Origin of the sequence: Acetobacter senegalensis (assembly GCF_001580995.1) — a bacterium.
In the GTDB taxonomy this organism is placed as follows: domain Bacteria; phylum Pseudomonadota; class Alphaproteobacteria; order Acetobacterales; family Acetobacteraceae; genus Acetobacter; species Acetobacter senegalensis.
Genome location: NZ_LHZU01000076.1, coordinates 1 through 11579 on the forward strand (window position 1 = coordinate 1; position 11579 = coordinate 11579).

At 41.9% G+C, this 11579-nt stretch carries 10 protein-coding genes and 2 pseudogenes; 7 read left to right on the plus strand and 5 right to left on the minus strand.

Annotated elements, in window-relative coordinates; genetic code table 11:
* Positions 1-92: 92 nt before the first annotated feature.
* The 5 genes and pseudogenes from AD948_RS18320 to AD948_RS17495 all read right to left on the minus strand — a co-directional run bounded on the left by AD948_RS18320 (position 93) and on the right by AD948_RS17495 (position 4853).
* Positions 93-779 (minus strand): annotated as a pseudogene (locus AD948_RS18320) (integrase core domain-containing protein).
* Positions 780-963: 184 nt separating this feature from the next.
* The gene (locus AD948_RS17490) at positions 964-1992 is read right to left on the minus strand and encodes a glycosyltransferase (protein WP_248845870.1); all 1029 of its coding nucleotides are present in this window, start codon (positions 1990-1992) and stop codon (positions 964-966) included.
* Between the two features lie 53 nt (positions 1993-2045).
* The gene (locus tag AD948_RS01230) at positions 2046-2921 is read right to left on the minus strand and encodes a hypothetical protein (RefSeq protein ID WP_156478881.1); all 876 of its coding nucleotides are present in this window, start codon (positions 2919-2921) and stop codon (positions 2046-2048) included.
* Between the two features lie 57 nt (positions 2922-2978).
* The gene (locus AD948_RS01235) at positions 2979-4277 is read right to left on the minus strand and encodes a class I SAM-dependent methyltransferase (RefSeq protein ID WP_082782238.1); all 1299 of its coding nucleotides are present in this window, start codon (positions 4275-4277) and stop codon (positions 2979-2981) included.
* Positions 4278-4304: 27 nt separating this feature from the next.
* Complete coding sequence (locus tag AD948_RS17495) at positions 4305-4853, minus strand: dTDP-4-dehydrorhamnose 3,5-epimerase family protein (protein WP_082782239.1); 549 nt, start codon at positions 4851-4853, stop codon at positions 4305-4307.
* Between the two features lie 417 nt (positions 4854-5270).
* On the opposite strand from AD948_RS17495, the gene AD948_RS01240 reads away from it, so the two are divergent.
* From AD948_RS01240 to AD948_RS01265, 7 genes and pseudogenes are all read left to right on the plus strand, one after another.
* Positions 5271-6359: an NAD-dependent epimerase/dehydratase family protein gene (locus AD948_RS01240; protein WP_061470343.1), complete on the plus strand. Its 1089-nt coding sequence runs from the start codon at positions 5271-5273 to the stop codon at positions 6357-6359.
* 15 nt (positions 6360-6374) lie between these two features.
* The gene (gene rfbF, locus AD948_RS01245) at positions 6375-7142 is read left to right on the plus strand and encodes a glucose-1-phosphate cytidylyltransferase (RefSeq protein WP_061470344.1); all 768 of its coding nucleotides are present in this window, start codon (positions 6375-6377) and stop codon (positions 7140-7142) included.
* A 253-nt stretch (positions 7143-7395) separates the two neighbouring features.
* Positions 7396-8292 (plus strand): hypothetical protein, encoded by an 897-nt coding sequence (locus tag AD948_RS01250; RefSeq protein WP_156478882.1) that lies wholly within the window; start codon positions 7396-7398, stop codon positions 8290-8292.
* Complete coding sequence (locus AD948_RS18565; RefSeq protein ID WP_248845871.1) at positions 8285-8734, plus strand: DUF2172 domain-containing protein; 450 nt, start codon at positions 8285-8287, stop codon at positions 8732-8734. The genes AD948_RS01250 and AD948_RS18565 overlap by 8 nt, the downstream gene beginning before the upstream one ends.
* 71 nt (positions 8735-8805) lie before the next feature.
* On the plus strand, positions 8806-9648 hold the full coding sequence (locus tag AD948_RS18570) for a DUF4910 domain-containing protein (protein ID WP_248845872.1): 843 nt from the start codon (positions 8806-8808) through the stop codon (positions 9646-9648).
* Between the two features lie 66 nt (positions 9649-9714).
* The gene (locus AD948_RS01260; RefSeq protein WP_061470346.1) at positions 9715-10464 is read left to right on the plus strand and encodes an SDR family oxidoreductase; all 750 of its coding nucleotides are present in this window, start codon (positions 9715-9717) and stop codon (positions 10462-10464) included.
* A 147-nt stretch (positions 10465-10611) separates the two neighbouring features.
* Positions 10612-11579: pseudogene (locus AD948_RS01265) on the plus strand (phosphomannomutase); the annotation flags it as partial.

The following is an 11579-nucleotide window of genomic DNA, read 5'->3' on the forward strand; positions in this document are numbered from 1 at the left end:
GCGTAACTTCAATGAATCACCATAGCCGTCCAAACGCTACCAGTTTTTGCGGGTCTCCAGCTCTCAGTTAGGGTCTGTGGGTTGCTATATGCCTAGTTGGCATGTTGGGCGAAAGCCTCTGGCATCATGCCATTGAGGCTGGTGTGGGCCCTGACGGCGTTGTAGTCGGCTCGCCGGGCGTCGATGAGCGTCCGAGCGCGGACGATGTTGCGGAACAGATGCTCGTTGAGGCATTCGTCATGGAGCCGGCCGATGAAGCTCTCGACGAACCCGTTCTGCTTCGGCTTCTTGCCCGGGCGATGTAGTGCACGGCACCGACCCCTTTTCCTGCCAGGCTAGAATGGCGCAGGAAGTCATCTCGGTGCCACTGTCACTGACGATCATCAGTGGCCAGCCGCGATGCTCCCCGATCCGGTCGAGTTCCCGCGACCGAGCCGTTCGCCTGACAACGATGTATCCGCTACCAGCACCAGGCATTCGCGCGTTTAGTCGTCCCCCAGCGTCAGTACGCGGAAGCGCCGTCCGTTGTTCAGCGCCTCCCATCGCCCTTCACGGATCCAGCAGCAGAAATATCCCTGCACGGTCGTGAGAGGCGGGAATTGCCGCAGCAGTTGCCGCCACTGCCCCCGGTCGCGACAATATACAGAATGGCCTCCACGACGCGCCGCAGGTTCATGCACCGGGCACGGCCCAACCGCTTCCTTCGCGGTATCAATGGATATGATTGGGGCTTATTCCGCATCACGCAACTCACTTGCATATTCCAGGTCATCGCGCAGATGACTTCAGTCCAGGCCATCATGATCTCATCAGGTCGTCGCAAAACCATGAAATATAACTAACTAAAATCACTCAATTCATTTTCAGTCAGACTTTAAGAGCCATCTACCTCCAGTTCAAAAACCTAAATTATATATAAGCCATCAGAATTCATAAAATAAACTCTAAAAAATTCTTATCTCTTCAATCATTTAAAATGGCACATTCTAAAATCCTTCTTGAAAAGCGAAAATCTATCATACGTTCTGCAAGAAACCCCGGCAATATTATTGCTAGGATTGACCAGATCAATATCATTCCATCAAAAAACGAACGTCTTTTTTTGGAAAAAAGAAAAATTTTAAAAGAATCGTAAAATGCCTTCTTAAGAGAATCACCCGGCAACGAGTGTTTTGTCGGCGTCAAACGCATAGATGCAATGCGCAATTGCAATAAATGGCTATTTTCAAAAAGAACTTTATATTTCGGCAATGGATGTCCGGTATCTAAACAAGCGCATTGGACAGCATATAATCGGTGAAAAGCTCGCACGATCTCTCTATTATAGTTTTCTTTTCCATTACTTAAGTTACTATCATTTCTTCCATGTGTACGATACAAAACGAGAGGGCGATCTATTGTAACAATATCACCATAATAAGGAGCCATAGCAATACAGGATGTATCAGTTGACGAATCAAATTTGCTATCGAGCGGAAATATTTTGGTAAGAAACTCTCGAGACCATGCATTTCCTGAGCCTGGTGGACTTGGATAATCTAAATATAACCAAGCTTGTTTTTGAATTTCTTGTGGGGTGATTCCTGATCTTATTCGGGGCATAATCGCACCAACCGGCCGCCCTTTTGCGTCAGTCCTCTGCACCAATACCTGAATCTTACTCACTCCTGCATGCCAGACTGATGCGATCTCCCGAAGGGCGCCTTTTATCAGTATATCATCAGAATCCAGAAAAATAATAATATCTCCAGAACTCATTGAGAAACCAAGATTATTCGCCTCTCTTTGTCCCTGATTTTTAGTAGAAAAACTTAAGACATTATTTCCAAATTTTTCTATAGTATTAATAGATCCATCGGTAGAACCATCGTCAATCACGATAATTTCTTTTGATGCCCAATCTTGCATTAAGGCACTTTCTATTGCGTCCCCTACATACTGCCCATAATTATAATTCGCGATTATAATAGAAAATGAAGGACTTTTTGACATAACTTCCTCCAAACAATACTGCATCCCGAATATTTCTTAAAATCATTTGTATACTAAGAGGGTCTATAATGCCTGTAAGTACGATACACGCTCGGAACAACCTGCTTAATTATATTTTTAAGTCCTAAATCCTTACCATTTAAACGGAAATTATAATTATTTATTATATTTTTCATCACATAATCTGGATAAATACCTTGAAAAAAATCAATAGCTTCGATTTTTTTTAATATGCCATATAAATAAGATCCCTCAGGAGGAGAAATATCTTTCCAATAACCAATTTTATTTAAAATATTATTAAATAAATGAAGCGCAACTGACTGTGATGTGTGATCTATACACCACTCTTTTTCTTCTGGAAGAAATATTTTATAAATATCTAAATGATCTATCGGATAATAGATTTTTGAAGAAATTTTGGCAATGTCATTATTCTCTCCCAAGACAGCCTCCAGTAAAAGAGGACCGGTTTCTCCCCATCGTAATTTTTTTCCCATGAGCGCTTTTGAACGCGCGATTAACTCGTCCACTAAGAAAGGAGAAGTAAGCCCAAGTATTGCGCCATTCACACCACCCTGCCGTTCTTGCACAACAATATCACCACTGGGTGATACATATGGTTTTGCCAGAAACAACATATCCAAATCTACCCACGTTTTTTTATTTTTTCGAAACATGGAATATCTAAAAAAATCTGAGAAATGACCAAGATCTGGTATATTATTAAAAATAAAATATTTTGTCATTTCTTCAGGAAGAATCTCACTTGCATCTGCTAAAACTACACCGTCGGGAATATTATCAACACGACGATATGAATACAATGTGAGTTCACATCCCTGCCGAATAAGAGAGTAGGCACATGCTTTTTCTAAAGCACTTAGGCGTCCCCCATACCAAAACGTTCCAAAAGACAAAGACGCCATATCCAGCACTCTCTAAATCTTAAAAAGACCTATGCAGGTTTTTTCAAAAAACCTGTTTTATATAATCTTAAGCTCCGGAATTGGAATTACAAATTTTCCTCCCCACTCTCTAACAAATGAAAGTTGCTCGATAATTTCCTCCTCTAAGTTCCAAGGAAAGATAATAATAAAATCCGGCTGTTTCTCTTTAATCGCATCTGGAGATAAAATAGGTATATGGGTTCCTGGCAAAAGCATATTCTGCTTGTGCGGGTTTGCATCTGCTGTAAAACTAACAAAATCTTTTTTTATCCCACAATAATTTAGCAAAGTATTACCTTTAGCCGGCGCACCATACCCAGAAATCTTTAAATCATTCCGCGAAGCGTTAATTAAGAATTCAAGTAAGTCTTCTTTTATTTTTAAGGCACGCTGTGCGAAAGCTTTATACGTTGATAATTGCTCCAGACCTGCATTCCGTTCTCTTATCAGAAGATTTGCAACGCTACTTAACGTCGGTTGCCTCTCATTATCCTGATGCGTTGCATAAACACGCAATGAACCGCCGTGCGTCGGTAATTCTTCTACATCGAACACACGCAGGCCATGCTCGAACAATGCATGCTGAATGGTCTTCAAGGAGAAATAAGAAAAATGCTCATGATAGATTGTATCAAATTGAGTCTGCTCTATCATTCTCATCAAATGCGGAAATTCAAATGTGACCACTCCTGTTTCTGAGAGTAAAATACGAAACCCTTCAAGAAAATCATGTAAATCAGGAACATGTGCAACCACATTATTGGCGGTCATTAGATCTGCACTATATCCTTTACCCTTAAGGTAGGACGCCGTTTCTTGCCCAAAGAATACGCATTCAGTAGGAACGCCTTTTTTTTGTGCTTCCTGGGCAACATTGAGTGCAGGTTCAACGCCGAGAACACGAATACCCATTTCCATGGCATATTGCAGGAGATAGCCATCATTACTGGCAATTTCCACGATCAAAGAAGATGATGTAAGAGAAAATCGTTGAGCTTGTTCGGTAATATATTTTTTTGCATGAGCCAGCCAACTGGTCGAGTAAGAAGAAAAATATAAGTAATCAGAAAATATTTTTCCTGGTTCTTCAAATTTTTCCAATTGAACAAGATGGCATTTATCACAAATTAATGCATGAAGTGGAAAAAAAGGCTCCATTTTATTACGCTCATCATAACTGACATACGCGTTTGCAAGAGGAGACATCCCGAGGTCAACGACTGTTTTTGTGAGTATTTTTCCACATAGACGGCAATCCCCATGGCTCGTTACGCCCCTCTCCTCGTGCAAATTCGTCTTGGAAGGAGCTAAATCTACTATTGATTGAGAGAGCATTTCTATTTTCCTTTCTAGAAAAAAACGCTACAAATCCGGAAAGAGACCTTGAAAAAAAAACGGTAAGGCTTGATCTCGCTCAGAGATACAAGTTGGAGAAAGTGGCCATCTCACGTTCATCTCAGGATCATCATATCTGATTCCCCCTACCCGATCAGCGTTATAAAAATTAGATATAAAGTAAAAAACCTCTACGTTATTTTTTAGACACTGATATCCATGAACACATCCTTCAGGTATATAAAGAAAAACGTCTTCTTCCTCATCAAGAAATACTTCTGTCTTTTCTAGAAATGAGGGTGAATTTTTCCTTAAATCAAATACAACATCATAAATTTGTCCGCGAACACACTTTAGTAATTTTGTTTCTCCAGCTGGAGGCAATTGCAAATGCATACCTCTAATAGTACCCCTCTTTAACGTACGAGAACTGCTCCACTGACAAAAACTAGATACAAGATTTCTACTCTCAAATTCTTTCTCGCAAAAAAATCTTCCAAAAGAACCTCTCCTATCTTTTGTTCTTTCAACGTGAATTTTCCACATTCCTGAAATTGGGGTTGCCTCAAATCGCATCTTTATTCTCTCCACAATATTTTTATTATATTTTGAAAGATGTATTCCTTTTCTTCGACGGATTGCTTATCGTGTTACACATAGAATTATCAGATTTTCTGGATAAACATCCGCAGACAAAATGGTCCGAATCCGAGGGGCAGTCGTTAGCATTCTTATGCCACATTTATCTCCTTACACGAGAGAAAATAATTTTCAAACTAAGTTCCTCCACACGTAAATGTGTAATCTGCGACATGAGACGTTTATGAGACGCCAACGTTCTCACAGCACACAAACGAGAAATAAGGTGCCCAGTTCGGCGTGCGTGCTGGATCGGCGAATTCCTTTACATAGTCCTTAAAACATTATTGCTTTACTGGCCGTCACTCAAAGCCAAATTTCCTTCCATACGCTTGTGAAAGGTTATGCTCTGTCATGCATATTCTTATTATTGGCAATATGGGTTACATCGGTCCAGAAGTATCCCAACATTTGCGCCATACGTTTCCTGACGCCCATATATCAGGCTATGATACGGCTTTGTTCGCCGACCGTTTAACCTGTGAAGGGCCTATTCCAGAGATTGTTCTGAATAAGCAGCATTTTGGTGACGTTCGGGATTTTCCTCCTTCACTACTAGAAGGAGTTGACGCAGTTATTTATCTAGCGGCCATATCCAACGACCCTATGGGGAAAAAATTTGGGGAAGTAACTGATGAGGTCAACAGGAAAAGCTGCATTAAGATCGCTCAGTTTTCGGCTATTGCCGGCGTTACTCATTTTGCATTCGCATCGAGCTGCAGTGTCTATGGCTGGGCATCCGACCATCCCCTTACCGAATATGACGTAACCAATCCATTAACAGCTTATGCACGCTCCAAAATTGAAGCCGAAATCGAACTTAAAGAGTTACATTCTGATAGGATGTTCATTTCTTGCCTTCGATTTGCAACAGCATGCGGCTTTTCTAAACGTCTCCGACTTGATCTGGTATTGAATGATTTTGTCGCGTCCGCTCTTCAATTCAGAGAAATCCGCGTTCTGAGTGACGGTAGCCCGTGGCGTCCACTCATTGATATTCGCGACATGGCCCGTATCTTTGAATGGGCCATTACGCGTTCCGGAGAAAAGTTTGTTATTGTTAACGCAGGATCTGATGAAAATAATTACACTGTGAAGCAATTAGCTGAAGCGGTGGCCAGTCAGATTCCAGGCACCCAAGTAGATATCAATCATGATGCCCCCCCAGACAAACGTTCTTACCGTGTTGATTTCTCATACCTAAGCCGCATTGCTAAAAATTACGTTCCCCAAATATCACTCGCTCATTCGATCACTTCATTGATTGACGGAATAACTGAATGCAATCTTGCTCTGATCCCGGTATTTTCTGCACGACTGACACGTCTGAACACTCTTTCTGATCTCATAGCAACAGGGAAATTAGGCCCGGAACTCTACTGGTCCACGAAAAATGTGTCCCAGAATAAGAAATCGTTTGAAAACGTCTCGTATAATCAGTGAACAAGGAAGAGAAAAATGAAAGCAGTCATCCTATCTGGTGGCTACGGCACCCGCTTGATGGAAGAAACTGAAGCGCGTCCTAAACCAATGGTGGAAATTGGCGGCCGTCCTATTTTATGGCATATTATGAAAATCTATGCTGCTCATGGCATAAACGATTTTGTAATTCCTTTGGGATACAAGTCAGAAATGATCAAACGCTATTTTATTGAATATGATCAAAACTCATCCGATATTGAAGTTGATCTTTCAGAAGGAACCATACGAACACTCAGGAAAAATGGTGATTGTTGGAAGATAACTCTTGTTGATACGGGCTTGGATACCATGACAGGAGGCCGGCTTCTTCGTTTAAAGGATTACTTAAAAAATGAGGATTTCTGCCTGACCTACGGAGACGGCGTTACCGATCTGAATATAGCTGATAGCATTCGTTTCCATTATTCTCATGGAAAAATTGGAACAGTAACCGCAATTAGCCCTGTCGGGCGGTTTGGCTCTCTTGAAATTCAAGACGGCGAAGTCCAGGAGTTTCATGAAAAACCAGAAGGTTTGGGTTACGTAAACGGTGGCTTTTTTGTTCTTTCCCCGGGTGTTTTTAAATACCTCGAGAACGACGAGACTGTTTTTGAGCGACTACCTTTAGAAAGTCTGGCTCGTGATCGGGAGCTTATGGCTATTCCTCATGGCGGATTCTGGTATTCAATGGATACACTAAGAGATAAACGCCATCTGGATCACTTATGGAGCACAGGACAGGCACCTTGGCGCGTTTGGAATTAAGTTAGTTTTGCTTAGCGCAGTACTCAATTTTGTGTATTATTTAGTTTTATTCGTGTCCGTTGTATTTTGATATATAAACAAAATTGTATAATATAGTTATTATACAATTTTACTGCTTTTTATAGAGATGACTTGTCTAATTTTTCTCTTACTAACGGTCCAAATTTCACGTTAGACTCTTCGGGGAATTGTCATGCGTTGTGTCATTCTGTTTCGGACCCATATCTGGGATGACTTTACGCTGCGACAGTATATGCGCCTACCCAAAAGTGATTCTTTTGATTCTGTTATTCTCGCCAATAATACTGATGGTCTATGCCCTCCAGTTGAACACCTACCTTTTGTAATTTTCACGACTGATGATTTATTAAAAATGGGCTTAGAATCTGGTCCAGACAAAAATATGGTGTGGTGGAACGCAGATTATCCACTTTATTATTATTCGTCCCTTTTTCCTAACTATGATTATTACATTCTATGTGAATATGACGTTTTTATAAATTGTGATCTTGAAAAAATAATAAAATCTATTTCTAGAGAAAAAAAAGATATCATCGCTTTAACCTCTTCCTCCAGCCTGGAGGGTTGTATTTATTTGCAGAGTGCAGAGGGAGTTTATCCGTATGAGAATATAAGGAAAACTTATTTTCCATTTGCGATCTTCTCAAAGAGATCAATAGATTTTCTTTACGAACGGCGCCTCGTTCTATCGAAACACTATCGCGAAAAAAAAATCTATAATTGGCCTCATTGTGAACTCTTTGTTGGCACTGAAATCCATGCAAGTAATCTTGATGTGGTTCAGTTAACTGCATATGGTAAAGCTGATTATTTTTCTCACTATCCTCCTATTTTGGAGGAAAATATTTTCTATCTCAGAGAACAAAATTACATCCATCCAGTTCTTGATTCAAAACGTTTTCTCAACAGCACAATACACTATGAAGGGCGCCCAGAACGCTTTTTCAATCCTTTTAGCACCTTTCATAAAACCTTACGTCGTTATCCGTTTAGCTTTTACGCAGATCCTCTTCGTAAAGCTTTACTCACTCGCTTCTACCGAATATCAAATTCTATCAAAAAGTCGCTTTTAAAAAAATTGCTCGCTCCAAAAATGATTAAGCCGAAGAAAGGTTCCCAGCATGTTTGAGCAACATCTTCTTCCGCCCATATCTCGAGACATTTCAGGTCATGCTATTCATCAACACATAAGAACTCTTTTTCCTATTTTAAGAAGCATCACAGGAAAAGGAATAGTGGAAACGCTTCAATATATCTCCGCGCAGATAAAAAATTTCTCTACTACATCCGTCGCGAGTGGCGATTTAGTTTTTGACTGGACTGTGCCCAAAGAATGGAATGTTAGTTCCGCAAAGCTGATGGATAAGCATAGAAATATCATTATAGATATAAACGATTCAACGCTTCATATTTTGCAATATAGTTTACCTTTCAATGGACTTGTCTCAAGAGAAGAGCTTGAGGAGCATCTTTTTACACTCCCAAATCAGCCAGATCTTATTCCATACAAGACGAGCTATTACACAGAAAACTGGGGCTTTTGCTTATCTGAGAATCAGAAAAAAAGCTAACAGACGCCCATTATTATGTCGATATAGATTCCACGCTTGCGCCTGGCTTCCTTACATACGGGGAAGTTCTTATCCCAGGCGAATCAGATGAGGAATTCCTTTTTTCAATACATTGTTGCCATCCTTCTCTTGCAAATGATAACCTTTCCTCTCTTGCAATAGCGATAGAACTTATTCGCAAACTCCAAGACCTTCCAGAACGCCGCCTTTCATACCGGTTTCTTTTTCTGCCAGGTACGATTGGCTCCATTACATGGCTGGCAAGGAATTCCGATAAGACAAAAAATATAAAAAATGGCCTTGTTCTCAGTTGCCTTGGAGATAAAGGGCCTTTTACGTATAAGAAAGCGCGAGAAGACTCTGCGAGCATTAATGCTCTGATGAGTAAGCTCCTGTCCCGTCAGTCAAATGCACGTATTTGGGACTTTGAACCTTACGGGTATGATGAGCGTCAATATTGCTCTCCCGGATTTAATCTTCCTGTTGGATGCCTGATGCGTTCTCCGAACGGAACCTTTCCCGAATATCACACATCTGCAGATAATCTGGATTTTGTAACACCCGATACTTTGGAATCCTCTTTTTCTCTGCTAGCGGATCTAATTACTATAATAGAGAACTCTCTTTATCCTGTCAGCACGAGCCCTTATGGAGAGCCTCAACTTGGAAAGCGTGGCCTTTATCCTTTACAACATGAAGCATTAAAAACAGATAAAATTAAAGATGATCTGCCTGACCAATTAGGCCTATTATGGGCATTAAACCTATCCGATGGAAAAAACTCTATTCTAGATATTGCAAGCCGAGCCAAGAGATCTTTTCGCTCCATTCTTTATGCTGTTGATATTTTACAAAAAGCGGGTCTTCTGAAACTTTATGGCAAAGAACAAGCTCAGCCTTTTCCAACCCCATAAATAGGAAACGGTTCATGACCCATCTTATAACGTCTACTCAATAAACAAGTTTTGGCAGGAGAGATCGTGACAGAATCCCGTCCTTTTTCGGCCCATGTTGCCCTTGTTACCGGCGCAGGCCGAGGCATTGGCAGAGCAACCAGTCTTCACCTGTCGAGCCTTGGTGCTTCTGTTATCTGTGTTGCGCGTACAGAATCTGAAGTGAAGTCCTGCGCGTTAGAGGCAGGCTGTAACGCTTTACCTGCCGCGTGCGATATTACATCGTCATCTTCTGTTCAAAAACTTTTTTCTACCGTAGAAACCACTTACGGACGCCTAGACTATCTCGTTATTTCGTCCGGGACTTTTCACCAAGGTTCTTTGCAGACAACCACGACCGCGCAGTTCGATAATCTTTTTTCGGTTAACGTAAAAGCCCCTCTGACTCTTATACAGCATGCGTTGCCCGCTCTCGTGAAAAGCAACGGCCAGATTGTTGTTATCAATTCCTCCATCATCAAAGCAACGAATACGGCGGAAAGAGGCCTCTATGCGGCGACGCAGACAGCGCTGAAATCTTTGACAGATACGCTACGGGATGAAGTTAACGCAAAAGGCGTAAGGGTCATTTCTATTATGCCCGGCACGACAGCGACCCCTCGCCAGGAAGCTATTTATCAAACAGCCGGTAAACCCTATAATCCAGATCTTCTTCTGCAACCACAGGATGTCGCCGTCGCGTTATGTAATAGTCTCCTCCTACCACGAACAGCAGAGACAACAGATATTTTTATCAGGCCCATGCAAAAATTCGATGTTCCACGCGAGAAAAAGTAAGCTCATGCATTTAGAGATTAAGAAGACATACTTATGAAAAACAACGGCTCTATTTACATATGAATTCACAACATAGAATTATCCGCTAAATCAAAAAAATCTTTAGATGAATACAGTAAGGAGGAAACCGTGAAAATATCCCAATGGATGGAACAATCAGGTGTTGTTTTTGGTACAAGTGGCGCGCGTGGCTTGGCTGACAACATGAGTGATATGGTCTGCTTTGCCTATACAATGGGGTACCTTCAGCATCTGGCTACGTTAGGTGAATTTTCTCCGCACACCATGGTTGCTGTTGCCGGAGATCTGCGTCCCAGCACGCCACGCATCATGGGCGCCTGTATCGCGGCAATTAAGTATATGGGAGGAAAGCCTGTATTTTGTGGGTTTGTTCCCAGCCCTACTCTGTGCCATTACGCTTTCTCTTTGAGGATTCCCTCTCTTATGGTGACAGGAAGTCATATTCCTGCAGACCGCAATGGTATCAAGTTCAACCGGGCTCAGGGTGAATTTCTCAAGGACGACGAATTGGCCATGAGAGATCAAAACATAGAGCTTCCTGAAGAGATGTTTAATGTAAATGGCAAGCTTATAAAGCCAGTCGCGTTTCCTCCCGTTACAAATATCATTCCGAGTTTTATTGCCCGTTACCGTGATTTTTTTGGTGCCGATGCTTTATCTGGTCTATGCCTCGGGGTTTACCAGCATTCCGCCGTTGGGCGAGATGTTCTAACCGATATTGTGGAAGCTCTTGGCGGTGAGGCCATACCCCTTGGTAGATCTAAAAATTTTGTAGCCGTTGATACCGAAGCTGTGCGTCCTGAAGACGTTTCCTTGGCCAATCAATGGGCCGCCCAAGGAAAATTTGACGCCATCCTAACGACTGATGGCGACTCTGATCGTCCGTTGCTGGCAGATAGGCATGGGAATTGGCTCCGAGGAGACATATTGGGGATTCTGGCGGCTCGTTTTCTCCAAGCTGCTTCCGTCACCACCCCAATCAGCAGCAATACAGCCTTGGAAAAATCTGAGTTTGCGCGGCACACTCAACGTACGCGCATTGGCTCCCCTTTTGTGGTGGCGGAAGCAGCTTGGAGAAAACGAGCCGCCAGAAT